The 26,118-nt window shown below is 68.5% G+C and carries 24 protein-coding genes; 11 read left to right on the forward strand and 13 right to left on the reverse strand.

Going from position 1 to position 26,118, the window contains the following annotated elements; all coding sequences use genetic code 11:
* Window positions 1-75: 75 nt before the first annotated feature.
* Window positions 76-1,452 (reverse strand): replication-associated recombination protein A, encoded by a 1,377-nt coding sequence (locus tag ACS5PM_RS21880; protein WP_439389820.1) that lies wholly within the window; start codon window positions 1,450-1,452, stop codon window positions 76-78.
* A gap of 122 nt (window positions 1,453-1,574) precedes the next feature.
* Between ACS5PM_RS21880 and ACS5PM_RS21885 the strand changes: the two genes are divergently transcribed.
* A complete protein-coding gene (locus ACS5PM_RS21885) occupies window positions 1,575-2,126 on the forward strand; it encodes a chemotaxis protein CheW (RefSeq protein WP_439389821.1) in 552 nt (183 codons plus the stop codon).
* Window positions 2,127-2,194: 68 nt separating this feature from the next.
* Here ACS5PM_RS21885 and lolA read toward each other — a convergent pair whose 3' ends face one another.
* Genes lolA through ACS5PM_RS21900 form a run of 3 tightly spaced genes read right to left on the reverse strand, consistent with a single transcriptional unit; the run spans window position 2,195 to window position 5,815 of the window.
* A complete protein-coding gene (lolA, locus tag ACS5PM_RS21890) occupies window positions 2,195-2,812 on the reverse strand; it encodes an outer membrane lipoprotein periplasmic chaperone LolA (protein WP_439389822.1) in 618 nt (205 codons plus the stop codon).
* Complete coding sequence (locus ACS5PM_RS21895; protein ID WP_439389823.1) at window positions 2,805-5,111, reverse strand: DNA translocase FtsK; 2,307 nt, start codon at window positions 5,109-5,111, stop codon at window positions 2,805-2,807. The genes lolA and ACS5PM_RS21895 overlap by 8 nt, the downstream gene beginning before the upstream one ends.
* 38 nt (window positions 5,112-5,149) lie before the next feature.
* Complete coding sequence (locus tag ACS5PM_RS21900) at window positions 5,150-5,815, reverse strand: Crp/Fnr family transcriptional regulator (protein ID WP_439389824.1); 666 nt, start codon at window positions 5,813-5,815, stop codon at window positions 5,150-5,152.
* 224 nt (window positions 5,816-6,039) lie between these two features.
* Between ACS5PM_RS21900 and trxB the strand changes: the two genes are divergently transcribed.
* The 3 genes from trxB to rpmG all read left to right on the forward strand — a co-directional run bounded on the left by trxB (window position 6,040) and on the right by rpmG (window position 7,668).
* The gene (gene trxB, locus ACS5PM_RS21905; RefSeq protein WP_439389825.1) at window positions 6,040-6,996 is read left to right on the forward strand and encodes a thioredoxin-disulfide reductase; all 957 of its coding nucleotides are present in this window, start codon (window positions 6,040-6,042) and stop codon (window positions 6,994-6,996) included.
* 225 nt (window positions 6,997-7,221) lie between these two features.
* Complete coding sequence (gene rpmB / locus ACS5PM_RS21910; protein WP_329716519.1) at window positions 7,222-7,455, forward strand: 50S ribosomal protein L28; 234 nt, start codon at window positions 7,222-7,224, stop codon at window positions 7,453-7,455.
* Between the two features lie 42 nt (window positions 7,456-7,497).
* Window positions 7,498-7,668: a 50S ribosomal protein L33 gene (rpmG, locus tag ACS5PM_RS21915; RefSeq protein WP_025564431.1), complete on the forward strand. Its 171-nt coding sequence runs from the start codon at window positions 7,498-7,500 to the stop codon at window positions 7,666-7,668.
* A gap of 243 nt (window positions 7,669-7,911) precedes the next feature.
* On the opposite strand, the gene ACS5PM_RS21920 is transcribed toward rpmG, so the two are convergent.
* Entirely contained in the window at window positions 7,912-9,135 is a 1,224-nt protein-coding gene (locus tag ACS5PM_RS21920) for a DesA family fatty acid desaturase (RefSeq protein ID WP_439389826.1), read from the reverse strand.
* A 177-nt stretch (window positions 9,136-9,312) separates the two neighbouring features.
* Window positions 9,313-10,572 (reverse strand): RsmB/NOP family class I SAM-dependent RNA methyltransferase, encoded by a 1,260-nt coding sequence (locus ACS5PM_RS21925; protein ID WP_439389827.1) that lies wholly within the window; start codon window positions 10,570-10,572, stop codon window positions 9,313-9,315.
* A 22-nt stretch (window positions 10,573-10,594) separates the two neighbouring features.
* Here ACS5PM_RS21925 and ACS5PM_RS21930 point away from each other — a divergent pair, with 22 nt between their 5' ends.
* Complete coding sequence (locus ACS5PM_RS21930; protein WP_439389829.1) at window positions 10,595-11,263, forward strand: DUF1345 domain-containing protein; 669 nt, start codon at window positions 10,595-10,597, stop codon at window positions 11,261-11,263.
* A 6-nt stretch (window positions 11,264-11,269) separates the two neighbouring features.
* On the opposite strand, the gene purN is transcribed toward ACS5PM_RS21930, so the two are convergent.
* Entirely contained in the window at window positions 11,270-11,899 is a 630-nt protein-coding gene (purN, locus tag ACS5PM_RS21935) for a phosphoribosylglycinamide formyltransferase (protein ID WP_439389830.1), read from the reverse strand.
* A gap of 39 nt (window positions 11,900-11,938) precedes the next feature.
* Between purN and trpS the strand changes: the two genes are divergently transcribed.
* The 4 genes from trpS (at window position 11,939) to ACS5PM_RS21955 (ending at window position 15,272) form a co-directional block, all read left to right on the forward strand.
* A complete protein-coding gene (gene trpS, locus ACS5PM_RS21940) occupies window positions 11,939-12,940 on the forward strand; it encodes a tryptophan--tRNA ligase (protein ID WP_439389831.1) in 1,002 nt (333 codons plus the stop codon).
* Window positions 12,941-12,942: 2 nt separating this feature from the next.
* Window positions 12,943-13,836, forward strand: a complete 894-nt coding sequence (locus tag ACS5PM_RS21945) for a DMT family transporter (protein ID WP_439389832.1) — start codon at window positions 12,943-12,945, stop codon at window positions 13,834-13,836.
* Window positions 13,837-13,843: 7 nt separating this feature from the next.
* Window positions 13,844-14,707: a sulfurtransferase gene (locus ACS5PM_RS21950; protein ID WP_439389833.1), complete on the forward strand. Its 864-nt coding sequence runs from the start codon at window positions 13,844-13,846 to the stop codon at window positions 14,705-14,707.
* Between the two features lie 130 nt (window positions 14,708-14,837).
* A complete protein-coding gene (locus tag ACS5PM_RS21955) occupies window positions 14,838-15,272 on the forward strand; it encodes a universal stress protein (RefSeq protein WP_439389834.1) in 435 nt (144 codons plus the stop codon).
* 27 nt (window positions 15,273-15,299) lie between these two features.
* Here the strand turns inward: ACS5PM_RS21955 and ACS5PM_RS21960 are convergent, their stop codons facing one another.
* Entirely contained in the window at window positions 15,300-16,076 is a 777-nt protein-coding gene (locus ACS5PM_RS21960) for a ZIP family metal transporter (protein ID WP_439389835.1), read from the reverse strand.
* A 98-nt stretch (window positions 16,077-16,174) separates the two neighbouring features.
* Window positions 16,175-17,896 (reverse strand): galactose oxidase early set domain-containing protein, encoded by a 1,722-nt coding sequence (locus ACS5PM_RS21965; RefSeq protein ID WP_439389836.1) that lies wholly within the window; start codon window positions 17,894-17,896, stop codon window positions 16,175-16,177.
* Window positions 17,897-18,061: 165 nt separating this feature from the next.
* Between ACS5PM_RS21965 and ppx the strand changes: the two genes are divergently transcribed.
* Window positions 18,062-19,570: an exopolyphosphatase gene (gene ppx / locus ACS5PM_RS21970; RefSeq protein ID WP_439389837.1), complete on the forward strand. Its 1,509-nt coding sequence runs from the start codon at window positions 18,062-18,064 to the stop codon at window positions 19,568-19,570.
* 9 nt (window positions 19,571-19,579) lie between these two features.
* Here the strand turns inward: ppx and ACS5PM_RS21975 are convergent, their stop codons facing one another.
* The 4 genes from ACS5PM_RS21975 to ACS5PM_RS21990 form a co-directional block, all read right to left on the reverse strand.
* Window positions 19,580-21,022 carry a DUF1501 domain-containing protein gene (locus tag ACS5PM_RS21975; protein WP_439389838.1) on the reverse strand — a complete coding sequence of 481 codons (1,443 nt, stop codon included), beginning with the start codon at window positions 21,020-21,022 and terminating at the stop codon, window positions 19,580-19,582.
* Window positions 21,023-21,047: 25 nt separating this feature from the next.
* Complete coding sequence (locus tag ACS5PM_RS21980) at window positions 21,048-22,820, reverse strand: DUF1800 domain-containing protein (RefSeq protein WP_439389839.1); 1,773 nt, start codon at window positions 22,818-22,820, stop codon at window positions 21,048-21,050.
* 178 nt (window positions 22,821-22,998) lie between these two features.
* Window positions 22,999-23,358 carry an arsenate reductase gene (locus ACS5PM_RS21985; RefSeq protein ID WP_439389840.1) on the reverse strand — a complete coding sequence of 120 codons (360 nt, stop codon included), beginning with the start codon at window positions 23,356-23,358 and terminating at the stop codon, window positions 22,999-23,001.
* Complete coding sequence (locus ACS5PM_RS21990; RefSeq protein WP_439389841.1) at window positions 23,355-23,861, reverse strand: hypothetical protein; 507 nt, start codon at window positions 23,859-23,861, stop codon at window positions 23,355-23,357. Before ACS5PM_RS21990 ends, ACS5PM_RS21985 begins: the two co-directional genes overlap by 4 nt.
* A gap of 105 nt (window positions 23,862-23,966) precedes the next feature.
* Between ACS5PM_RS21990 and metG the strand changes: the two genes are divergently transcribed.
* Complete coding sequence (gene metG / locus ACS5PM_RS21995) at window positions 23,967-26,018, forward strand: methionine--tRNA ligase (protein WP_439389842.1); 2,052 nt, start codon at window positions 23,967-23,969, stop codon at window positions 26,016-26,018.
* The last annotated feature ends 100 nt before the right edge of the window (window positions 26,019-26,118 follow it).

Below are 26,118 nucleotides of genomic sequence, written 5' to 3' on the forward strand. Positions count from 1 at the left end.
TAGGAAGCGCTTACAGCCCGCTCCCCCGAGATAACCCACGGCTCACAGGTCGCTACGGGCCCTGCACGAGCCCCGTTACTCGGTCTCGTCGTCCTGGCGCCTCGCCTCGTCGTTGAGGCGGCGCAGCTCGGCGAGCTTGTCGCCGATCTTCAGCTCCATCCCGCGCGGGACCGGCTCGTAGAACCGCGGCGGGTCGGCCAGGCCATCGGGCCAGTAGTGCTCGCCGGCGGCAAAGCCGCCCTGCTCGTCGTGGGCGTACCGATAGTCGCGGCCGTAGCCCAGGCCCTTCATCAGCTTGGTCGGCGCATTGCGCAGGTGCACCGGCACGGGCCTCGTCTGGTCCTGCTTGACGAAGCTGCGCACCGCGCCCCAGGCCTTGTAGACGGCATTCGACTTGGGCGCCACGGCGAGGTAGACCACGGCCTGGGCCAGCGCCAGCTCACCCTCGGGCGTGCCAAGGCGCTCGTAGGTCTCGGCCGCGTCGAGCGCCATCCGCAACGCGCGCGGGTCGGCATTGCCGATGTCTTCACTGGCCATGCGGATGAGGCGGCGCGCGAGGTAGCGCGGGTCGGCGCCGCCATCGAGCATTCTCGCGAACCAGTACAGCGAGGCGTCAGGGTCGGACCCGCGCACCGACTTGTGCAGGGCAGAGATGGTGTCGTAGAACTGGTCGCCGCCCTTGTCGTAGCGGCGCAGCTGCTCGCCCAGCGAGCGCTCCAGCATCGCCTCGTCGATCTGCTCGAGGCCCGGGTCGATCTGCGCGACGAGGTTCTCGTAGGCATTGAGCAATCGGCGCGCGTCTCCGTCGGCATAGCCGATGAGGCGCTGGGCGGCGGCAGACTCCAGGGGCGGCGCGGCCAGGGCTTCGCGCGCTCGCTCGAGCAGTTGCTGCTGCTCCTCGTCGTCCAGGGGCTTGAGCACGTGCACGGTCGCGCGCGACAGCAGTGCCGAGTTGACCTCGAACGACGGGTTCTCGGTGGTGGCGCCGATGAAGGTGAACAGGCCCGATTCGACGTGCGGCAGGAAGGCGTCCTGCTGCGACTTGTTGAAGCGGTGGACCTCGTCGACGAAGACGATGGTGCGTTTGCCCTGGGCGCGCGCGAGCTCGGCCTGGGCCACGGCATCGCGAATCTCCTTGACCCCGGCGAGCACGGCCGACAGCACGATGAAGCGGGCATCGATGGCGCCGGCGAGCAGCCGCGCCAGCGTCGTCTTGCCGACTCCGGGCGGGCCCCACAGGATCATCGAGTGCAGCCGCCCCTGCTCGAAGGCCAGTCGCAGCGGCTTGCCCGACCCCAGGAGCTGGGCCTGGCCGATCACCTCGTCGAGCCGGCGCGGGCGCAGGCGCTCGGCCAGCGGCGCATTGGAGGACGCGGGGGCAGCGGCATCCGGAGCCGGCTGCGGGGTGCCGGGCAGATCGTGGTCGTCGAAAAGTGCATCTTGCCGGGGCATCGCGGGATTGTCGCAGCGGTGCCGGAAGCGGCGAATTGCCCGGCGACCCGCCCACTTTTCGAGCGTTGCCACCGTCGGGGCCGGCCGGACACTGAAGGCCTGACTCCAGGAGCGTCACCCGCATGAGTGCCCAACCGACCACCGACAACCGCGTCGCCGCCCCGGCTGGCGCCGCTGCCGCCGCCCCCGCAGCGATGGCCGGCGCGCCTCGCGAGTACCTGTCCTTCAAGCTCGGCAACGAGGAATACGGCATCGACATCCTGCGTGTGCAGGAGATCCGCGGCTACGAGCCGCCGACCCGCATCGCCAACACCCAGCACTTCATCAAGGGCGTGGTGAACCTGCGCGGCGTGATCGTGCCCATCGTCGACATGCGGCTGCGGTTCCAGCTGCCGGACGTCCAGTACAACAGTTTCACCGTCGTGATCATCCTGAACATCGGCCACCGCACGGTGGGCATGGTGGTGGATTCGGTCAGCGACGTGCTCGAACTCGCGCCCGGCCAGATCAAGCCCGCCCCCGACTTCAACGGCGAGATCGACGCGAGCTACATCACCGGCCTGGGCACCGTGAAGCACGGCGATGTCGAGCGCATGCTGATCCTGATGGACATCGAGCAGATGATGATGTCGCCCGACATGGGCCTCATGGACACCGACGCGGCGATGCACTGATCCGCCGCGCATCCTGGATGAACAAGGGCGCCACGACGGCGCCCTTTCTCTTGCGCGGCCCTCGCCGCCTACTGCTCGGATACGTCCGCGCCAGGTGGCACGGCGAATCGGAAGGCCTCCGGCGCCAGCGCCACATCGGTGGCGAGCTTGTCGAACGTCAGCAGCGAGCGCTGGCCGAAGCTGTCGGCGATCTCCACCGCCACCAGCCCCTTGCCCCTGAAGCCGGCCTTGAGCCACTGGATCGTGCCCCCCGAATCCTTGGGCGTGGCCATCACCCATTCCAGGCCGCCCTGGTCGGGCTGGGCCTTCAGGTCGAAGGTCTTCTCGATCGACGAGCCGGTCAGCAGCGCCACCGGCGTGCTGCCCAGGGCGTCGCCCATCTTGCGCACCGTCACCTGGTTCAGGTCGGGGTCGTGGAACCAGACCTTCTGCCCATCGCTGACGATGGTCTGCGCGTAGGGCTTGGCGTAGTCGAAGCGGAAGCGGTTGGGGCGCGCGAAGCTGAAGCTGCCGGAGGAGACCTTCTTCTTCGCGCCGTCCGGCGAGGTGACGGTCTGCGTGAACGTCGACTGCCCGCTCTTCACGTCCTTCACGAACGCCCGAAGCGATTCGGCCGCATCCGCGAAGGCGCTCACGCTCGCAGCAGACAACACCGCCGCCACGGCAACAACCCGGAAACTATTCATCACGCTTGGGCAACATGATCTCGCGGTTGCCATTGGTGGACATGGAGCTTACGAGCCCGGATTGCTCCATTTGTTCCAGCAACCGGGCCGCACGGTTGTAGCCGATGCGGAGGTGCCGCTGGACCAGGGAGATGGAGGCCTTGCGATGCTGCAGCACGATGGCCACCGCCTGGTCGTACATCGGGTCGGCTTCACCGCCACCTGGACCGCCGCCGCCCTCACCCGCCTCGCCGCCCTCCCCATCGAGCGTGCCGCCCTCGAGAATCCCCTCGATGTAGTTCGGCGGCCCTTGCGACTTGAGCGCCTCGACGACGCGATGCACCTCGTCGTCGGAAACGAAGGCCCCGTGCACCCGCACCGGCAGGCCGGTGCCCGAGGCCATGTAGAGCATGTCGCCCATGCCCAGCAATGCTTCGGCGCCCATCTGGTCGAGGATGGTCCGGCTGTCGATCTTGCTCGAGACCTGGAAGGACAGGCGCGTCGGGATGTTGGCCTTGATCAGGCCGGTGATCACGTCGACGCTGGGGCGCTGGGTGGCGAGGATCAGGTGGATGCCGGCCGCACGCGCCTTCTGCGCCAGGCGCGCGATCAGCTCCTCGATCTTCTTGCCCACCACCATCATCAGGTCGGCCAGCTCGTCGATCACGATGACGATGAAGGGCAGGCGCTCGAGCGGCTCGGGCTCCTCCGGCGTCAGGCTGAAGGGGTTGGGGATCAGCTCGCCGCGGGCCTTGGCGTCGTCGAGCTTCTTGTTGTAGCCGGCCAGGTTGCGCACGCCCAGCTTGCTCATCAGCTTGTAGCGCCGCTCCATCTCGGCGACGCACCAGTTGAGCGCGTTGCCGGCCTGCTTCATGTCCGTGACCACCGGGCACAGCAGGTGGCCTATGCCCTCGTAGACGCTCATCTCGAGCATCTTGGGGTCGATCATGATCAGCCGCACGTCGCGCGGCTCGGCCTTGTAGAGCAGGCTCAGGATCATGCCGTTGATGCCCACCGACTTGCCCGAGCCGGTGGTGCCGGCGACGAGGCAGTGCGGCATCTTGGCCAGGTCGGCCACCACCGGCGCGCCGATGATGTCCTTGCCAAGCGCCATCGTCAGCATCGAACCCGCGTCGTTGTAGACCTGCGAGCCGAGGATCTCGGCCAGGCGGATGGTCTGCCGCTTGGCGTTCGGCAGCTCCAGGGCCATCAGGTTCTTGCCCGGGATGGTCTCGACCACGCGGATGGACACCAGCGAGAGCGAGCGCGCCAGGTCCTTGGCCAGGTTGACGACCTGCGAACCCTTCACGCCGGTGGCGGGCTCGATCTCGTAGCGTGTGATCACCGGGCCAGGCTGGGCGGCGACCACGCGCACCTCGACGCCGAAGTCCGACAGCTTCTTCTCGATCAGCCGGCTGGTCATCTCCAGCGATTCGGGCGTCACCGTCTCGACGCGGGCCGGCGCCTTGTCCAGCAGGTCGATCTGCGGCAGCTTGTTGTCGGCGAGCTCGGTGAACAGCGGCTTCTGCCGCTCGCGTGCGACGCGTTCGGACTTGGGCACCTCGAGCACCGGCGGCTCGATCACGATCGGCACGTGTTCCTCGAACTCCTCGCGCTCTTCCTCGACCTCGATCTCGCGCTCGCGCTGGGCCAGCTCGCCCAGCCGCACGTCCTCGGCGATCTCGCGCTTCTCGATGCGGCGCTCGCGGAAGCCCTCGAGCCAGGCGCCGATGGAATCAGCCACGCGCACCCATGAGAAGCGCAAGGCGAGCGGCAGGGCGACGACCAGCCCACTGATCCAAAGGACGCCGGAGGCCAGGAAGCCCAGGCGCATCGACAGGGGGCCTAGCCACCAGCCCAGCACCCCGCCTGCATGGCCGGGCAGGCGCGCCTCCCAGCCGTACAACCTCGTCCATTCCAGCGCGCAGCTGGCCATGATCAGCAGGAGCGCGCCCCCCGCCACCCAGGCCGCGCCACCGAAGCGCAGGGGCTCGGGGCGCGGCGTGCCACGCCACGCCAGCAGCAGCTGCCGGCCCCAGACCAGCACGAGCCACCAGGCCGAGAAGCCGAAGGCCACGAGCATGACATCGGCCGCCCAGGCACCGGGCAGGCCCAGCCAGTTCGCCACGGGCCCTCCGGCGCCGCTGGTGGAGAAGCCCGGGTCGTCCGCACGGCGGCTGAGCAAGGCCAGCAGCATGGCCAGCCAGGCGACGGAAGCCAGCAACAGGCGCAGGCGCTGTCGAAGGGTGGGGGGCTCGGAAGGCGTCGGCGCGGCAAAAGAGCCGGCGCCGGGGTGGGTCAACGGCGCGCTACGCCACATCAGTGAACAACTTTCGACGGGGCTGCCTCACGCGGGCATCACTCGGGCAGCCGGTTCTTCAACACGACCGAGCCGTTCTCCTGGGTCTCGATCACTCCGCGCTCTTCCAGGTCCTTCATCACGCGGCTGACCATCTCGCGCGAGGCGCCGACGATCTTGGCCATGTCCTGGCGCGAGACCTTGCCCCGGATGATCTTCTCGCCGTCGACGTCCTCGGCCATGTCGAGCAGGGTGCGGGCCACGCGGCCATAGACATCCAGCAGGGCGAGCGACTCGATCTGCCGATCGGCGCTGCGCAGCCTCGTCACCAGACCGCGCATGATGGCGTAGGACAGGCTGGAGTTCTCGGGCAGGCAACGAGCGAACTCGGGCCGCCCGAGGATGAGCATGTCGCTCTGCACCTCGCAGCGCACGGTGGCCGAGTGCGACTGGTTGTCGATGAGGCTCATCTCGCCGACGTAGTCGCCGGCTTCGAGCACGGCCAGGATCACTTCACGCCCGCGCGAGTCCGACGTCAGCACCCGCGCCCGGCCGTTGAGCAGGATGAAAAGCGCATTGCTCTTCTTGCCCTGCTCCACCACGATCTCGCCACGCCGGTAGCGGCGTTTGACGACACCGTCGGCGACGGCACGCGCCTGCTCGTTCGTCAGCATCGAGAACAGCGGCACCCGACGAATCAAGTCCAGGTTGGACAGCATCGACATCAGTCATCCCCTCTTCTATCAGCCCTGTGGCGGCACTGGCCCGTCAGGCATGGTTGTATGCCCGCATCTTCAGGGCGGCCAGCGGCCCTCATTAGAATGCGGACCGCCTATTCTTGCGCAGGCGCGAGCATAAGCGGTTTCCCTCGGAGCCGGCGCCTGCCCAGGTCTGCCGCGCCCCTCGCGAGCGACCTTGCAAGCGCCCGACGCGCCCACATCTGCACGCCATGAGCACGCCTACCACGCACGCCCAAGTCCTGATCCTCGGCTCCGGCCCGGCCGGCTACACCGCCGCCCTCTACGCCGCCCGCGCCAATCTCAAGCCCATGCTCGTCACCGGCCTGGCCCAGGGCGGGCAGCTGATGACCACCACCGACGTGGACAACTGGCCCGCCGACGTGATGGGCGTGCAAGGGCCCGAGCTGATGCAGCGCTTCCTGCAGCACGCCGAGCGCTTCCAGACCCAGATGGTGTTCGACCACGTCAACGAGGTCGACCTGTCCACGCGTCCGTTCAAGCTCAAGGGCGATTCGGGCAGCTACACCTGCGACGCGCTGATCATCGCCACCGGCGCCTCGGCCAAGTACCTGGGCCTGCCGTCGGAGGAGGCCTTCATGGGCCGCGGCGTCAGCGGCTGCGCCACCTGCGACGGCTTCTTCTACCGCGGCGACACGGTCGCGGTGGTGGGCGGCGGCAACACCGCGGTCGAGGAGGCGCTGTACCTGTCCAACATCGCCGACAAGGTGCACCTGGTCCACCGGCGCGACAAGTTCCGCGCCGAGCCCATCATGATCGACAAGCTGATGGACAAGGTCGCCGCCGGCAAGATCGAGCTGCACCTGCACAAGACGCTGGACGAGGTGCTGGGCGACCAGAGCGGCGTCACCGGCGTGCGGCTGGCCGACGTGAACGGCGGCCCGAAGACCGAACTCGCGCTGAAGGGCTGCTTCATCGCCATCGGCCACCATCCCAACACCGGCATCTTCGAAGGCCAGCTGGAAATGAAGGATGGCTACATCCTCACCAAGTCGGGCCAGAACGGGTTCGCCACCATGACCAGTGTGCCGGGCGTGTTTGCGGCCGGCGACGTGCAGGACCACGTCTACCGGCAGGCCATCACCTCCGCCGGCACGGGCTGCATGGCCGCGCTGGACGCCCAGCGGTTCCTCGAGCAGGAGGCCTGAGCCATCCGCCCGGCAGCCGGGCTGGCCACAGACGCTGGAATCCCGCTATAATCGTCGTCTTTGCCGGAAACGGGTAACCCCTGAGTCCGGTCCACGGGTGCCCACCCAAGCGTCGCGCGAAGCTGCCGAACCACGGAACCACGGAAGTGGGGCCGCAGCACCTCCGCAGGCCCCTGCTCTAGGCACCAGCGCCGACAACACTGGACGAAGAACTGGAGAAGCGTCATGGCACGCGTCTGTCAAGTCACGGGCAAGGGCCCGATGGTGGGGAACAACGTCTCCCACGCCAACAACAAAACGAAGCGCCGCTTCCTGCCCAACCTGCAGTACCGCCGCTTCTGGGTCGAGAGCGAAAACCGTTGGGTGCGCCTGCGCATCAGCAACGCCGCCTTGCGCCTGATCGACAAGGTGGGCATCGACCAGGTCGTGGCCGACCTGCGCGCCAAGGGCACGCTGTAAGGCGCCCTGTAGTCTCAACCGAACGCACAGGAGTCAAGCACCATGGCAAGCAAAGGCGGCCGCGAAAAGATCAAGCTGGAGTCCACCGCGGGCACCGGCCACTTCTACACCACCAACAAGAACAAGAAGACCACGCCCGAGAAGCTCGAATTCATGAAGTTCGACCCGAAGGCGCGCAAGCATGTGCTGTACAAGGAAATCAAGCTGAAGTAAGCCACCGGCTGCGCAGCGCAAGGAAGCCCACCTCGGTGGGCTTTTTCTTTGCCCTTTCGGCTGGCTTGCGCTACGGACTGCACCTCGTACAGAGGACGCCGGATCCAATCGAAGAAAAGCCCACCAAGGTGGGCTTCTTCCTCATCTACGGACTGGCCCGCCGAAGGCCGGACCCATTCAAGGGCGTGCGCGGATCCGGCTTTGCCGGTCCGCTGCGCGAGCCCCTGGAAAGGGGCGTGGGGGCTAGTTGACCGCGCGAAGCTGCACGGAAAATTCGCGCAGCGCCGAGATACCGCTCTCCTCGGCCCGGCGACACCAGTCCTGCAGGTCCGCCACGAGCTGCTCCGCGGACACGTTGGTGCGAGTCCAGAGCTGGCGCAGTTCTTCGCGCATGGTGACCAGCTTCTTCAGCACCGGGGAGTCGTCCATGGCGCTGTCGAGCTGGGTCCGCAGGTTGCTGGGGATCTTCTCGGCATCCCGGTGCAGCCAGCGCTCGGCGATGCGCAGGTTCGTCCAGGCGGCGCCCGTCTTGGCAGCCCCCTCGGCCTTCATGCGGGCGAGCTCGATGGCACAGGTGCGGCGCAGGTGCTTGGCGTAGTTGGCCATCACCTCGTAGCGGTTGGCGATGATGGCTTCCAGCGTCTGGCTGTCTGCCACCGGCTTCACCGACCCGAGCACGAGCTGAGGCGGCGTCTTGCGCACCTTGGCCAGGCCCATCGCCTCGAGTGCCCGGATGTAGGCCCAGCCGATGTCGAATTCATACGGCTTGACGGACAGCTTGGCGGACGTCGGGTAGGTATGGTGGTTGTTGTGCAACTCCTCGCCGCCGATGATGATTCCCCAGGGCGAGATGTTGGTCGAGGCGTCGGTGGCCTCGAAGTTGCGATAGCCCCACCAATGGCCCAGGCCGTTGATGATGCCGGCCGCGGTGATCGGGATCCACAGCATCTGCACGGCCCACACCGTGGCACCGACGGCGCCGAACAGCAGCAGGTCGATGATCATCATCAGTGCGACGCCTTGCCAGGCGAAACGGCTGTACAAGTTGCGCTCGATCCAGTCGTTCGGCGTGTTGTGGCCGAACTTGTCCAGCGTTTCCTGGACCTTGGCCTCGGCGCGGTAGAGCTCGCTGCCCGTCAGCAGGACGGTCTTGATGCCCTTGGCCACGGGGCTGTGCGGGTCGTCGGCGGTTTCGCACTTCGCGTGGTGCTTGCGGTGGATGGCCACCCACTCCTTGGTGACCATGCCAGTGGTCAGCCACAGCCAGAAGCGGAAGAAATGCGAAGGAATCGCGTGCAGCTCCAGGGCGCGGTGGGCCTGCGCGCGGTGCAGGAAGATCGTGACCGCCGCGATCGTGATGTGGGTCGCCACCAGCGTGAAAGCGACCAATTGCCACCAGGTTGTATCGACCAGCCCGTTCGCAGCCCAGTCGATGAAGGCAGAAAAGATCGCTTGAAAAGTACTCATGAAGCTGGTCGAAACCCCGGAAATGACGGGAAGATGGGCGATTGTAGTGACGGCCGGTCACACGGAATGGGGGAAATTACCTGCCGTCGGACGTCCAATCCGACAGATTGACCTCATTGGGCATAAATCAAGCCACGGTGCCTCACAGCGACGAAACTGACCGCGGCGAGCGCCCGATCAGGCGCGCCGCTGCCACGCCGCCGCGAAGAACCCGTCGGTCCCGTGACGATGAGGCCACAGGCGTAGATGCCCGCTGCTTTCCAGCTCCTCGGCACGCGATACCTGCGACGACGCGAGTGCCGGGCCCGCCGCCAGGGGCTCGAAGTCGGGATGTTCGGTGCCGAAGGCCTCGGCCACGGCTTCGTTTTCCTTCCTGAGCAGGCTGCAGGTGGCGTAGACCAGCCGCCCGCCCGGCTTCACCAGGCGCGCGGCACTGGCCAGGATGTCGTGCTGCTTGACGCTCAGCTCCTCCAGGGCCTTTGGCGACTGGCGCCATTTCAGGTCGGGATTGCGACGCAGCGTGCCGAGGCCGGAGCAAGGCGCGTCGACGAGCACCCGGTCGATCTTGCCGGCCAGACGCTTGACCCGGTCGTCCCGCTCGTGGGCGATCTGGGCGGGGTAGACGTTGGACAGGCCGCTGCGTGCCAGGCGAGGCTTGAGCGCGTCGAGCCGATGCCCGGACACGTCGAAGGCGTACAGCCGCCCGGTGTTGCGCATGCATGCGCCCAGCGCGAGGGTCTTGCCGCCGGCGCCGGCGCAGAAATCGACCACCATCTCGCCGCGCTTGGGTGCCAGCAGCGCGGCCAGCAGCTGGCTGCCCTCGTCCTGCACCTCGACATCGCCGCGGATGAAGAGCTCCAGCTTCTGCAGGGCCGGCTTGCCGTGGATGCGCAAGCCCCACAACGAGTACGGCGTGAGCTCGGCCTGCACGCCGGCCGCGGCGAGCGCCGCCTGGACCTCCTCGCGCTTGGCCTTCAGCGTGTTCACGCGCAGGTCCAGCGGCGCCGGCTGATCGAGGGCCTGGACCAGCGGCCAGAAGTCCTCGCCCAGTTCGTTTTTGAGCAACGCTGCCAGCCAGTCGGGCAGGTTGTGGCGCAGCTTTTCGGGCAGTCCGGCCGTGTCGACGGCCTTGACCTCGGCCAGCCATTTCTGCTCCTGCGGCCCCAGCGCGCCGCGCAGGAAGGTGTCGCTGCCCTGCCATGCGAGCGCCGCAAGCCGGCGCTCGAGCGCGCCCGAACCGCTTTGGGCCAGGTGCGCCAGCAGCAGCCGCCGGCGCAGGACGGCATAGGCGGTCTCGGCGAGGCTGTGGCGCTCGCGCGGGCCGAGGTTGCGATGCTGGCGGAGGAAGGAAGAGACGACCGAGTCGGCCGGCTGGTCGAGTTTGAGCACTTGGCGCAGCAGGTCGGTGGCCAGGTCCAGCAGGGCATTAGGATGCATGGATGGATTATCCCGTGGCACCGTGAAGCGGCTGTGGATTCACGTCGCGGTGCGGCCGAGGATGTCGGTGGCCGTCCTGATCGGCCTGGTCGGCGGCTGGCTCGCACCGGCCAGCACGGTCATCGGCCGGGTGCTGGCCGGATGGAACGTCGGCGTATGGGCCTACCTCGCGCTCATGACGTGGCTGATGCTGCGTTCCGACCATGCACACCTGCGACGCAGCGCCATCGCGCAGACGCCCGGTGCAGCCGTGGTGCTCGGGCTGGTGGTGGGTGCGTCGGTGGCCAGTCTCGCGGCCATCGTGGCCGAGCTGGCCTCGGTGCACCATGGTCAGGCCGGCGCACCGCTGGCGTTGGGCCACGTTGCCCTGACGGTCAGCACGGTCGTGGGGGCCTGGCTGCTGCTGCCGGTGGTCTTCACGCTCAACTACGCGAGCCACTACTACCGTCACCGCCCGCCGGCCGGCCTGAGGTTCCCGGACGACGATCCCGAGTTCAAGCCGAACTACGCCGACTTCCTGTATTTCTCGTTCACCATCGCCGTGGCCGCCCAGACCTCGGACGTGGTGATCACCAGCCGCCCGATGCGCCGGCTGGTGCTGCTGCAGGCCCTGTTGTCCTTCGGCTTCAACACCGCCATCCTGGCCCTGGCGATCAACATAGGCGCGGGCCTGCTGCCCATCAGTCCCTGAGGCGGTTCAGCCGCAGATCAGCTGCGGCTCGCCGGCCAGCTGCGTGACCACGCCATCGGCCACCTTCAGCTGATCCTGCACGAACCAGCGCACGGCCATCGGATAGAGCCGGTGCTCCTGCTCCAGCACGCGGGCCGAAAGCGAGGCCTCGTCGTCGCCCGGCAGCACGGGCACGGCGGCCTGCGCCACGATCGGACCGTGGTCGAGCTCCGGGGTCACGAAGTGCACGCTCGCACCTGCCACCTTGCACCCGGCCTCTATCGCCCTGCGATGGGTGTGCAGCCCGGTGAACGCCGGCAGCAGCGACGGATGGATGTTGAGCAGGCGCCCCTCATAGTGGCGCACGAAGGCTGCGCCCAGGATGCGCATGAAGCCGGCGAGCACGACCACGTCCGGCTGCCACAGGTCGATGACCCTGCGCAATTCGGCGTCGAAGGCCTCGCGCGACACGAAGCCCTTGTGATCGACCGCCGCCGTCGCGATGCCCCGCCCGGCTGCCCAGGCGAGCGCCGGGGCCCCGGGCTGGTTGCTGGCCACGCCGACGACCTTCGCCGGCCAGCCTTCGGCGGCACAACGCTCGACGATGGCCTGCATGTTGCTGCCTCGGCCGGACACCAGGATGACGATGCTTTTCATGAGGGGCGAGAGTGTATGCGTCTGCCAGAATCGGCCCCCATGCGAGCCCGCGTCGTCTCCGGCATGCGCCCCACCGGCGCCCTGCACCTCGGCCACTACCACGGCGCCCTGAAGAACTGGGTGCGTCTGCAGCAGGATCACGACTGCTTCTTCTTCGTGGCCGACTGGCATGCCCTGACCACCCACTACCAGGAGCGCCAGGTCATAGAGCACACGGTGTACGACATGGTGGTCGACTGGCTGGCCGCGGGCGTGGACCCGAAGCGCGCCACCCTGTTCATCCAGAGCCGCCTACCGGAGCACGCCGAGCTCTTCGCCTTGCTGGCCATGGGCACGCCGGTGTCCTGGCTGGAACGGGTGCCGACCTACAAGCACCAGATCTCGACCCAGCCCGGCCGGGACCTGTCGACCTATGGCTTCCTGGGCTATCCGCTGCTGCAGGCGGCCGACATCCTGATCTACCGCGCCAACTTCGTGCCGGTGGGCGAAGACCAGGCCGCGCACGTCGAGGTCACGCGCGAGATCGCGCGCCGCTTCAATCACCTGTACGGCCGCGACCGCGATGAGCCTGTGCTGCCGGAGCCGGCCGCGCTGTTCACCGAGACGTCGCGACTGCCTGGGCTCGACGGCGAGAAGATGAGCAAGAGCGCCGGCAACGCCATCGAGATGCGCGATGCCCCCGAGGTGGTGGAGCAGAAGGTCCGGCGCATGCCAACGGATCCGCAGCGCGTAAGGCGCACCGACGCGGGTGACCCGGCCCGCTGCCCGGTCTGGCCCTTCCACCAGCTCTACTCCAGCCAGGAGACACAGGCCTGGGCGAAGCAAGGTTGCACCACCGCCGGCATCGGCTGCCTGGATTGCAAGCAGCCGGTGATAGAGGCCATCCAGCGCGAGCAGTTGCCGTGGCGCGAGCGGGCCGAGAACTACCTCGCCAATCCCAAGCAGGTCCACTGGATCGTCGAGATGGGCACCGAGCGGGCCCGCACCATCGCCCGCCAGACGATGAAGGACGTGCGCGAAGCGATGGGGTTGAGCGGCTGAGCATGTCCGCGCCTGTCCTGATGCTGCTGGCGTCGTTGCTGTTCTCGACGATGGGCGTGTGCGTGAAGCTCGCTTCGGCCCACTACAACGCCGGCGAGATCGTGCTCTACCGCAGCCTGGTGGGCATGCTGTTCATCGCCGGCCTGACGAGCGTGCGCGGCGGCAGCCTGCGGACCGGCGTGCCGGGGATGCATTTCTGGCGCAGCCTCATCGGCGTGGTCTCGCTGGTGCTGTGGTTCTACGCCATCGGACAGCTGCCCCTGGCCACCGCCATCACCCTGAACTACATGAGTTCGGTCTGGATGGCGCTGTTCCTGATCGGCGGCGCCGTCCTGCTCGGCTCGGCACGCATCGACCCGCGCCTCATCGCCACGGTGCTCACCGGTTTCGCCGGCGTGGCGCTGGTGCTCCAGCCCACGCTGGAGCGAGACCAGTTCCGCGGTGCGCTGGCAGGCCTCGCGTCGGGAGTCTGCGCGGCGATGGCCTACATGCAGGTCACGGCCCTCGGACGCGTCGGCGAGCCGGAGTACCGCGTGGTCTTCTACTTCTCCTTGGGCGGCCTGGTCGCTGGCGGGCTGCTAACGCTCGCCACGGGCGCCCATGCCCACGCCTGGGAGGGCATCGCCCTGTTGCTGGCGACCGGCGTGCTCGCCACCGTGGCCCAGATGCTCATGACCCGCGCCTATGCGATCGGCAAGGCCTTGTCGAACGCGAGCCTGCAGTACATGGGGATCGTGTTCTCCTTCGTCTACGGCGTGCTGCTGTTCGACGATCCGGTCACGGCCAGTGCGCTGGCCGGCATGGCGCTGATCATCGGGGCCGGACTGGCCGCCACGCGCCTGCGTCAGCGCAGCGCCGCCGCCGCGGCCCACGACACCTCCACCTTCGAATCCTGAAACCAACATGGCCCAGCCGCTTGCCACCCCACTGATCAGCGCCGACGACCTTCTCGCCCGCCACGGCACGCCTGGCTGGCCAGTGGTGCTGGATTGCAGCTTCGACCTGGCCGATGTCAACGCCGGCGAGGCCGCGTTCGCCGCTCGGCATCTGCCTGAAGCACGCTACGCGCACCTGGACCGCGACCTGTGCGGACAGAAGACCACGCGCGGCCCGGTCGACGGCGGCAGGCATCCCTTGCCCACGAGGGAGGCCTTCGCGGCGACGCTGGCGCGCTGGGGCGTGCACGCCAGCACGCCGGTCGTCGCATATGACGCGCAGGGCGGCCCGTACGCGGCTCGCGCGTGGTGGCTGCTGCGCTGGATGGGCCACGCCGAAGTCGCGGTGCTGGATGGCGGGCTCGCCGCCTGGCAGTCCGCCGGCGGGCCATTGGAGGAAGGCGCGACGCCCCATGCGTCCGTGGCGCAGGGCTATCCGCTGCGCCCCTCCGGCATGCCGACCATCGACGCCTCCAGCCTCCTGGCCGACCCCGGTGCCACCCTGTTGATCGACGCCCGGGCGCCGGAACGCTTTCGCGGCGAAGTCGAACCCCTGGACACCCAGGCCGGCCACATCCCGGGCGCCCGCAACCGCTTCTTCAAGGACAACCTGGAAGCCAGCGGTCGCTTTCGCGCTTCAACTGAACTGCGCCGCGTCTTCGAGGGCTTCGGCGCCGCGCCGGAACGCATCGCGCACTACTGCGGTTCCGGCGTGACCGCCTGCCAGAACCTGTTGGCGATGGAGGCCGCAGGGTTGCGGGGCTCCGCGCTGTACCCCGGATCCTGGAGCGAGTGGTCGGCCGACGCGGACCGGCCGATCGCGCGGTCCTGAAGGCGGCCCGAGCAGGACCGAAGAGACGACGCGACCCGCCCTTGACAGGGGTCAAGACAAGCGGCGGCGAACGCGCAACACTTCGCTCGTGCCCGGCCGCGGCCCGGCCATCACGAGAAAGGACTGCCGCATGTACCGCAACATCCTCGTCCCGACCGACGGCTCGGACATCACCGCCAAGGCCGTCACGACCGCGATCACGCTGGCCAAGACCCTGGGAGCCAAGCTGTCGACGATCAGTGTGAAGGAGCCCTTCCCCTACAGCGCCATTTCGGAGATGCAGCCGGTGCCGCCGCAGGAGTTCTACGACGCGCAGGAGCGCATCGCCTCGGCCCGCGTGAAGGCCGTCGTCGACGAGGCTGCGAAGGAGGGCCTGGCCTGTGCCGGCCACACGATCGAAGCCCTGCACCCCTGGGAAGCGATCACCGACCACGCCAAGAACCAGGGCTGCGACCTGATCGTCATGGCGTCGCATGGGCGGCGTGGCGTGAGCGCGCTGCTGCTGGGCAGCGAGACGCAGAAGGTGCTGACCCATTGCACCGTGCCCATCCTGGTCGTCAAGTGACGCCGCGGCACGGCGACGGGCGCTCCGTCAGCCGCCGTGCAACCAGTGCGTGGCGACGAGGATGAGCGCCAGGCCGGCGCCTATCCAGGCCACCTGGGCCAGCAGTTCGCGCCAGGGCAGGTGGCGTTGCATCTGCGGGATGAGATCGGCCACGGCCACGTAGATGAAGCTGCTCGAGGCCACCACCAGCAGGTACGGAAATACCGGCTGCCAGGCGCCGACCACGAAGTAGCCGAGCACTCCGCCGACCACGGCCGTCAGGCCCGACAAGGCGTTGTACAGCAGCGCCTTGCGGCGGCTGAAGCCCGCGTTGATCAGCACGATGGTGTCGCCCACCTCCTGCGGGATCTCGTGCAGGATGATGGCCAGCGAGGTGGTGGCGCCCAACTCCGGGCTCACGAGGAAGGCGGCAGCGATGATGATGCCGTCGCAGAAGTTGTGGATGCTGTCGCCCACCAGCACGCTGAAGCCGCCGCGCCCGGCCTGTTCGGCATCGAAGTGATGATGGTGGCCGTGCCCGTCGCCCTCGTGGTGGTGGGCGTGCCGGTACAGCTCGGCCTTCTCGAGCAGGAAGAAGAAAAGCAGCCCGCCGAGCAGGGTGGCGAACAGCGCATGCGGACTGACGCTGCTTTCGAAAGCCTCGGGCAGCACGTGCAGCAGGGCGGTGGCCAGCAGCACGCCGGTGGAAAGGCTGACCAGGTGCTTGACCAGCCAGCCCAGCACCGCGAAGGTCATCGATGCGGCGATCACCACCGACAGCACGCCGCCGATCAGCGTGGCGGCGATGATGTAGAGCAGGGTCATTCGGCGGCAGGCGAAAGCAAAGCCGCGCCCGGTGGGGCGCGGCGACAGGAGCGGATCTTAGTTCATGCGGCGCGGCGGGCCGCCCCGGCATGCTGGGCTCAGCTGCCCAGGCGCAGCACCTTGGCCTTGGACGGCACGCCCTGCGCATCGATCGCGAACAGCATGTAGAAGCCCGGCGGCGCGTTGTGGGCCGATGCCGGCAGGGTCACCGTCAGGTTCTTGCCGCTTTGCGTGAAGCCCACGTCCTGGAAGCGCTGCTCGTTGCTGAAGGCGTGGGTGACGGCACCGAAGCGCACCAGCGTCACGCGGGCCACGGCGTTCTTGTTGTTCATCGTCACCGGAATCGCATCGCCCCAGTTGGCGGCCGAAGGCGCGGTCACGATGCCGGGGCGGGTCGCCGGCAGACCGGAGCCGTCCTTCTTGTACAGGTACGGCGGGAAGTAGATCTCGGCATTCATGTTCGACACCGGGCCCGGCGCTCCCCCGCCGCCGGTGAGCACGGTGCCGTCCGGCATCAGCATCGAGATGCTGTGGTACAGGCGCGCCTTGGCCGCGGTGGCTGCCGGTGTCCAAACGCCGGTCGCCGGGTCCCAGGTCTCGGAGTCGTAGAAGGCCCCGACCAGGTCGTTGGCGGTCGACGAGCCGCCATTGGCCCAGACCTTGCCGTCCGCGAGAACGGTGGCATTGCCGAACTGCCGGTCCCCCATCAGCGAGGCGGTCGGCGTCACCACGGGCGTTGCTCCATTCACGTCGACGACCACGGCCTGGCCGGCGTCACGCACCGAAAGAATCTTGCCCGGCTGGTACATCGCCGCCGGCAGGTTGTAGTTGCCCGGGGGCAGCGTCCCGGGCAACTGGACGACCGTGCCGGTGCCGCTGACATCGAGCGAGAAGATCTTGCCGGAGGTGACCAGGATGAGGACCTTGCCGTCCGGGCTCCACCAGGCGCGCGGGTAGTTCCAGCTCTGCAGCACCGAGCCATAGGCGAAGTCGCTCTTGGCGGTGGTGAGCGTGCGCCAGCCGGTGGTCGCGCTGTAGACCTCTGGGGTGCTGGCGTAGGTGTCCTCGGTCGGCGGGTACTGGGCGTCGCCTTCGTAGTACCGGTCGTCCCGGCCGCCTATCACCGCCTGCTCGCCGCTGGCTGTGGTGACCAAGGTGGCATACCAGCGCTGGTAGGCCATCGACTGGCTTTGCTTCGTCAGCGCGTTGTCTGCCGGCGTGAACAGATTGACGTCGCGGTTTGCGTAGTTGCGCTGGCCATTGACGATGCGGTCCCCACCGACGATCAGCACGTTGCCGCTGCCGGGCAGCAAGGCCTGACCGGCGCAGAAGATGTCGGTGCCGGTGGTGTTGGACAGCATCAGCTTGGACTTCGCCCCCATGCCCAGTGCCGGATCCCACAGGGCGTACTGCAGCAGTGCCCCCTGGACGCCGCTGGGCTTGCTGCCATAGCTCAGCACCCGGCCGTCGGGCAGCAGGATGGTGTGCAGCGGGATGATGGGCCAGGTGAAGGGCGCGCCGAAGACGCCCTTGACATTGGCGTCCGCCGGGCCGGTGGGCACGGTGATGCCCGCGATCTGCTGCTGGGCCAGGGCGGACTCTCGCCCCAGGTCCTGCGGTTCGTCGTACGCCACGCCAGGGCCGGCGCCGTAATCGACCGGCGCGGCGGCGTGGTTGCGCTGGCGATCCTCCTCGACCTGCGACGACTCGTCCGGCCCGAGCGAACCGCCGCATCCGGCGAGCGCGGCCAGGGCCACCAGCTTCAGGGCATGCCGGCTGGCGCGCAGCAGGGGCGCGGGTTTCTCGAACCGGGATGTCATCCGCAACATGTCTTTCTTCGCTCCACTGAGGGCCCCAGGGCCGGACTGCGCGCAGCCCGCCCCCGCGGGGGTTCAAGCCAGTGGCGAAGCCACATTCGGCTCGAGAGGTCGTTTGGGGCGAATTCTGCCGGGTCGCCTTCCGCTTCGCCTGCACAATTCGTGGCCATGTCCCTAACTTTGCCCTCCCCCTCCGGCCTGCTCGCGGCCATCGACATGGGCTCCAACAGCTTCCGGCTGGAAATAGGCCAGATCCGCGAAGGCCGCTACCGCCGCCAGCTCTACCTGAAGGAAACCGTTCGCCTCGGCGCCGGGCTCGACGAGGAGGGCATGCTCACCGACGAAGCCGCCCAGCGCGGCCTGGCGTGCCTCAAGCGCTTCCGCGAGAGCCTGGCCGGGCTGGAGCCGGCGCAGGTGCGCGCCGTGGCCACCCAGACGCTGCGCGAGGCCCGCAACCGCAACGCGTTCCTCGAGCGCGCACAAGCCGTGCTCGGCCTGCCGATCGAGGTGATCTCCGGCCGCGAAGAGGCCCGCCTGATCTACGCCGGCGTGTCGCACCTGCAGCCCTCGAACGAGCCGCGGCTGGTGATAGACATAGGCGGCCGATCGACAGAAATGATCCTCGGCAAGGGCCGCACACCCCGTCAGGCCGAATCGTTCCGCGTCGGCAGCGTCAGCCTGTCGATGCGCTATTTCCCGGACGGCCGCTACACCGCCGAGGCCTTTCGCGCCGCGCAGGTCGCCGCCGGGGCGGAGCTGGAAGAAGCGCTGGCCGCCTACACGCCCGACCGCTGGCGCGAGGCGCTCGGCTCCTCGGGCACGGCCGGCGCGGTTTCCGAAGTGCTCGCGGCCAGCGGCCGAACCGACGGCCGCATCACGCCCGAAGGTCTTCGCTGGCTGATCGGCGAATGCCTCGCGGCCGGCTCGGCGGACAGGATCTCGCTGCCCGGCCTCAAGCCTGAACGCAAGGCGGTGCTGGCGGGCGGAGTGGCCATCCTGTACACGCTGGCGACCCACTTCCGCATCGACACCCTCCTGCCGGCCAAGGGAGCCCTGCGGCAAGGCGTGATCATCGACCTGCATGACCGCCTGCTCGCCCGCCACCAGGAACGCGGCCACGACCTTCGTGACGACTCCGTCCAGCGTCTGCAGCACCGCTTCGCCGTCGACCTGGAGCAGGCCCGCCGGGTCCGCGAGCAGGCGCTGCGCTGGCATCGCCAGCTCGAACCCCAGGCTGACACCGAGCGGCGCAACGAGTTGCGCTGGGCCGCCGACCTGCACGAGGTCGGGCTGATGGTGTCGCACCACGACCACCACCGCCACAGCTCGTATCTCGTCGCCAATGTGGATGCAGCCGGCTTCTCGCAGAGCCAGCAGCGGCGCGTGGCCGATCTCGTGCTGGGCCAGCGCGGCGGCCTGCGCAAGATCGACGAGGCTTTGACGCGGCATGGCGTTGCCTGGCAGTTGCTGTGCCTGCGGCTGGCCGTCATCAAGTGCCACGCCCGCGCGCCGGTCGACAGCGACGCCATCGATCTCGAAAGGCGCGGCCAGAACGCCCGTTTGCGCTGGCGGCCCGACTGGGCAGCGACCCAGCCGCGCACGGTCCATCTGCTGCGCGAGGAGGCCGAGGCCTGGTCGCGCAGCGGCACCTTGCAGCTGGAACTGCCTGCCGGCTGACGCCGGGCGTCAGGCCATGAAGCCGAGAGAGCGTTTGGTGCCGAAGGCAGCGAGGCCCGGCAGGATGGTGTCGATCTGCGCGCCGGTGGCGCCGAACCAGCTCAGCAACGTCGAGGCGTACTGGTCGACGCTGGCCGTCGGGATCCAGCGGCCCTGCATCTCCCAGGCCTGCACGCCCACGTCGTCGGGGCCGCCCAGCACGGGCGTCGGGTAGGTGCCGTAGGTCGTCCCCCCCTGCACAGCGCCGCCGCAGATGAGCTGGATGCCGCCCCAGCCGTGGTCGGACCCATGGCTGTTGTTGGGCACGAAGGTGCGACCGAAGTCGCTCTGCGTGAAAGCGGTGACCTGCTGGCCCAGGCCCAGGCCCTGCATGGCGTTGTCGAAGGCAGCCATGGCATCGGCCACTTCCGCCAGCAGGCCGGCATGCAGGCCTTGCGTGCTGTCGCCGTTGTCGATCTGTCCGGCGTGCGTGTCGAAGCCGCCGATGCCGGCGAAATAGATGTGGCGATCGCCCTGCACCTGCTGGCGGCCGGCGATCAGCTTGGCGATCTGGTAGAGCTGGCCTGCCAGATCGGTGGCGAGGCCGGTGCCTTCGATGAGCGGGGCGAAGGCGGCATCGATCGCCGCGGGGACCGAGGGATCACCCGGTTTGCTGGCGACGAGCCCGGCCAGGCGGTCGGACATGGTGAACGCGTCGCGTTGCATGGCCGCGAACACTTCGCCCAGCTGACTGGCCTGACCCGGCGCGTAAAGGGCATCCACCGCCGCCTTGCGCTTCTGGTTGGCCACCCAGGACATGTCTTCGGGGCGCAGCCCGCTGGCGGCGAACTGGCCGCCCGGGCCCGGGAGCACCAGGCCGAAGCCGGTGTCGCCCGTGCTGAAGCGGCTGTTGCCGCCGAGCGAGATCACGGGATAGGTCGTGGCCAGCGCCTCGGCCGTGCGGGCGCCCCAGCCGGTGCGCGCCAGGCTGCTGGAGCTGGCACCCTCCCAGGCGCGCTGCTGGTCGGAGTGGGAGAACAGGTTGTCGGGCACCAGCGGCGAATTGGCGCCCGCGGCCAGGTACTGGTCCTTAGTCAGCGGCGCGGCCAGCGGGCCGACGTTGAGCACGGGCGCCAGGCGCTTGGCGGACCAGGCCGGCAGCAGCGACTGCATCGCCGGGTGGAAACCGTACTGGCTGCCCGCCAGCGGCAGCAGCGCCGCCTGCGGCAGGGCCAGCTCGCCACGGGCGGCGAAGTACTGACCATGGCGGGTGCCATCGGTGGGCACCAGCATGTTGAAGCTGTCGTTGCCGCCGAACAGGTGGATGCAGACCAGGGCACGGTAGTCCGCAGCCTGGACGGTGCGAGGCGCGGCGAGAGTGCCGATGCCGCCGAGGGCGGCCAGGCCGGCCGCGCCACCGAACAGGCGCAGCCAGTCGCGCCGACGAATTTGAGCAGGATGAGGGCGGGTCATGGTGAGGCTCGCGGTGTTTCGGGTGTCAGCGGACGATCTGGTATTGCGGCGACGCCAGCACCAGCCAGGCGGCGCGGCGCACACGCCATTGGCGCCAGGTGTCGGGCCAGGACTTGTCGTTGAACTGCGCCACGGCGTCGATCACCTTGCCTCGCGCCGGCTCGGGCAGCGTGGTGCCCAGCACCAGGCGGCTCATGCGGTCGACGAGCACGCCGGCGTCGGTGGCGTCGGCCACCCAGGCGTCGTACTTGACGAAGGTGCCGATGGCGCCGGGGATGTCGGCTTCCGGCTTGGAGCCGCCCCAGTCGAACAGCATGCTCAGGTAGTTCATGCGGTTCAGCGTGGTGCTGGCGTTGTTGATGCCGAAGGCCGGGCCGACGAGGCTGGTGCCGCTGACGGGGAAATCCGGCGCGTAGTAGTTGAAGACCGTGGGCGAACGGAAGGCATGCTGGCTCAGCGCCTCGCCCTGCCAGTAGCCGAACACCGCGCCGTCGGTGTTGCCGCCGATCGCGCGGATCGCGCCGGTGAACAACTGGATCGGCTCGCGCAGGCGCCCGGCGGCCGCCGTCGGGGTGGCGCTGCGGGCTTCCTTGTCGAGCAGGACCGCGGCCACGGTGGCCTTGAGGTCACCCTTGACGCCGCTGCCGATGTCCACGTACAGGCCGGTGTTGAAGGCCTTGGCGACGCGAGCCACGTACGTCGGCGTGGGATTGCTCGTCACCAACTGCTGGATGAGGTGGCGAGAGACGTAGGGCCCGATGTTCGGATGGGCCATCAGGCTGTCGAGCACCTTCTCGAGCGAGGCGGTGGCGCTCGAGCCGGCCGGCACGACGACGCCCTGCAGCAGCTTGCGTGACTGGGTGTCGCGCAGCGTGCCCCCCGCCTCGACCATGTCGCCACCGAGGTAGTGGCAATTGGCGCCAGTCGGCCAGCAACCCCAGCGGTTGGCGCCGCCGGCGGGATACGTCCAGCCGGTCAGTGCATACGCGTAGGAGCGGATGCGGTCGTTGTCGTAGGTCGCCGTGCAACTGCCGCCGTACAGGCTGCCGTCGGTGTTGAGCCTGCAGGGTCCGATGGTGAACAGCTGCAGCAGCTCGCGGGCGAAGTTCTCGTTCGGCGCCGCGGCATCGTTGTTCACGTGGTTCAGGTACTCGCCCATCATCGGCGAGCGGGCCACCTTGCGCAGCAGGTCGCGGTAGTTGCCGAGCGCGCCGTTGAGCAGGGCGTTGTGGTACAGGCGCAGGCCGTAGGTGCCGTCGACGTCGACGTTGCTGATCACCAGCAGCTGCGACAGGGCAAGCGCCACGCGTTGGCGCAGCTGGTCCGGGTTGCGCACCGCGTTGCGGTAGAAGTCCCACACCAGCGGTTCGGCCGAGTAGTAGTCGCGCCAGCAGTTCTTGTTGTTGATCTGGTCGGGCAGCGAACAGAAGTCGGTGCGCGAGGTGTTCTTGTCCGCCGAGTCGTCGCCGCCCAGCGTGTAGCGCGAAGTGGCCAGGCCGAACTGCTCGACGATCCAGGGCTTGGCCCCCTTGGCCTGGATGTCCGCCACCAGCGCCTCGGTCGGGCCGAAGGTGGCCTGGTGGGCGAGGCGGACCGCATCGGCCTGCGTTGCCAGCGCCCCCAGGCCTTCGGCCCCGGCGGCCTGTGCCTGCCGCCTTTCGGCCTCCTGCGTGTCGGCGCTGTCTTCGCCGCCCCCGCCGCTACAGGCGGCGAGCACGACCAGGGCAATCAGGCTGAGCGGGCCAGCGCAAGGCCAGCGCCGACGAGGGAGACCCTCGCGGTCGGGATGTTCGATCATGGTGGGTAGCGGCTTCAGCAGGGGCTGCTCGACCCGAGCAGCGCTGCATGCGGAATCGGCCGAAGCCGGCGATGATGTAGTGCCGAACCGGTCCAGCCGGCCGCCCTTCGTCACCAGTTGTGACCGGTCAGTACACCCTCCCGGGTGCACCCCTTGCAGCCAGTCACAAATTGAACAATCAGTTCCGAGTCAGTCGCTTTTCCCACTCGGCCGGCGAGAAGCCGACGCTGACCGATCCTCCGGGCCATTCGACCACCGGCCGCTTGATCACGCTCGTCTGAGCCTGCATCAGCCGGCGGGCGCTGGCTTCGTCGACGATCCCGGACTGAACGGCCGGGTCCAGCTTGCGCCACGTCGTGCCCTGCCGGTTGAGCAATTGCTGCCAGCCGACGGCGGCGGCCCAGCGCTGAAGGTCGGCACCGCTGGCGCCGGCCTTCTTGAAATCGATGAACTCGTGCGCCACGCCTTGGTCGGTCAGCCAGGCGCGGGCGCGCTTGACGGTGTCGCAGTTGGGGATGCCGTGCAGTCGGATCGTCATGGGAGGTCGTCGCGGTCGTTCACTTCACACAAGGGGTCGGGGCCGTAGCCGGCGTCGCGCACGTGACCGTAGGGCTCGACCGTCACCTGGAACCACTGGCAGAACGGCGATTCGTAGCGCCAGGACCAGACCGTGGCGCCACGCCATATTCCGTTCACGTGGCTGGGCCGGCCGAAGCGAAAGCGCAGCTCTTCGCTGGTCATCCCGGGCACGACCTGGTTGAACAGGTCCTCGCGCAGCACCTGGTCCCAGTGGCGCACGTGGCCGTCGGCGTCCAGGTCGACCATGTACGTGTGCTTGCCGAAGGGGCCGCGAGCGAATTCCAGCCGGCTGCCGCCGCCGGGCAGAGGATAACGCCCGGTGGGAGGGCCCATGTCCTTCAGCACCTCGCTTGCGGTGTCGCCGCCTCGCAGCGATCCCGTGCCGTAGCTGGTGCAGGCCGAGACCAGCCCGGCCAGCACGGCGGCCACGGGCCAGGACAACAGGCGTGGTGCCTTGCTCATGAGGATCTCCGGACAGGCGCGGCAGGGTCGCTCGAGCAATGGGCGCGCCTAGAATCGACATTTTCGCCACGGCGACAAGACATCGTTCCCAACCGGCGCCCCGCCATGACCCGCAAGCTCTTCGTCACCACCGCCCTGCCCTACGCCAATGCGCCCTTCCACATCGGGCACATGATGGAGTACATCCAGGCGGACATCTGGGTGCGGTTCCAGCGCATGCGCGGCGGCGAAGTGCACTTCGTCTGCGCGGACGACACGCACGGCGCGCCGATCATGATCGCCGCCGAGAAGGCCGGCAAGACGCCGCAGGCCTATGTGGCCGAGGTGGCCGCCGGCCGCCAGCGCTACCTCGAGGGCTTCCACATCGCCTTCGACAACTGGCACTCGACCGACGCGCCCGAGAACCATGCACTGGCCAAGGAGGTCTACCTCGCGCTGCGCAAGAACGAGCTGATCGACGTGCGCACCATCGAGCAGTTCTTCGACCCCGACAAGGGCATGTTCCTGCCCGACCGCTTCATCAAGGGCGAGTGCCCCCGCTGCGGCTCCAAGGACCAGTACGGCGACAACTGCGAGGTCTGCGGCGCGGTCTACACGCCCACCGAGCTGAAGAACCCGTACTCGGCCCTGTCCGGCGCGACGCCGGTGATCAAGAGCAGCGAGCACTACTTCTTCCGCCTGTCGGATCCGCGCTGCGTCGAGTTCCTCCAGGGCTGGATGAACGAGCCGGGCCGGCTGCAGCCCGAGGTCCTGAACAAGGTCCGGGAGTGGTTCGCCACCGATGCCGAAGGCAAGTCGGGCCTGGGCGACTGGGACATCTCGCGCGACGCGCCCTACTTCGGCATCGAGATCCCCGATGCGCCCGGCAAGTACTTCTACGTCTGGCTGGATGCGCCGGTCGGCTACCTCGCCTCGCTGGCCAACTACTGCGCCAAGCGCGGCGTGGACATGAACGCCCTGCTCGCCGACCCGGCGCTGGAGCAGGTCCATTTCATCGGCAAGGACATCACCACCTTCCACACCCTGTTCTGGCCGGCGATGCTGCACTTCTCGGGCCGCAAGGTGCCGGATCATGTCTTCGTGCACGGCTTCATCACCGTCAGCGGCGAGAAGATGAGCAAGAGCCGCGGCACCGGCATCTCGCCGCTGAAGTATCTCGAGCTCGGCATGCACCCCGAGTGGCTGCGCTACTACATCGCCGCCAAGCTCAACGCCCGCGTCGAAGACATCGACTTCAACCCCGACGACTTCATCGCCCGCGTCAACTCCGACCTGGTGGGCAAGTACGTCAACATCGCCAGCCGCGCCGCGGGCTTCCTGGCCAAGCGCTTCGGCGGCACGCTGTCGGGCGATCTCGGCGTGGAAGGGTCCAGCCTGCTGGAGACGCTGCGGGCCCACCGCACCACCGTCGAGTCGCTCTACGAGGAGCGCGAGTTCGGCAAGGCGCTGCGCGAGATCATGTCCCTGGCCGACAAGGTCAACGAGTACGTCGACCAGCACAAGCCCTGGGACCTGGCCAAGAACCCCGACAACTCGGCCGCGCTGCACGACGTGTGCAGCACCTGCATCGAGGCCTTCCGGCTGCTGACGATCTACCTCAAGCCGGTGCTGCCGGCGATGGCGGCCAGGGTCGAGGCCTTCCTGCGCGTGGAGCCGCTGGTCCTGGCCGATGCCGCCCGGGCGCTCGGCGCGCACACCATCGGCGCCTACGAGCACCTGATGCAGCGCGTCGATGCGAAGCTGCTCGATGCGCTGTTCGAGCCGCCGGCGGCGGCCTCCGAGGCCGCTGCCCTGCCGGGCGGCGAGCCGATCGGGCCCGAGATCAAGATCGACACCTTCGCCGCGGTCGACCTGCGCATCGCGAAGATCGTCGACGCCGAGCACGTGGAGGGCTCGGACAAGCTGCTGCGGCTGACGCTCGACGTCGGCGAAGGCCGCACGCGCAACGTCTTCTCCGGCATCAAGAGCGCCTACCGGCCCGAAGACCTGATCGGCAAGTTGACCGTGATGGTCGCCAACCTGGCGCCGCGCAAGATGAAATTCGGCTTGTCCGAAGGCATGGTGCTCGCCGCCAGCCATGCGGACGAGAAGAGCCACCCGGGCATCTTCGTGCTCGAACCCTTCCCCGGCGCCCAGCCGGGCATGCGGGTGCGCTGATGCGCCCGCTGCGGCAGGCCGGTCATGCGCGACGCGAGTCGCAGGTGACAGGCTTGTCGCCACGCCGCCGCTTCATGGCGCGCGTCCACCACTGCGGTCC

Source organism: Ideonella flava (assembly GCF_051857595.1).
Taxonomy (GTDB): Bacteria; Pseudomonadota; Gammaproteobacteria; order Burkholderiales; family Burkholderiaceae_C; genus Ideonella.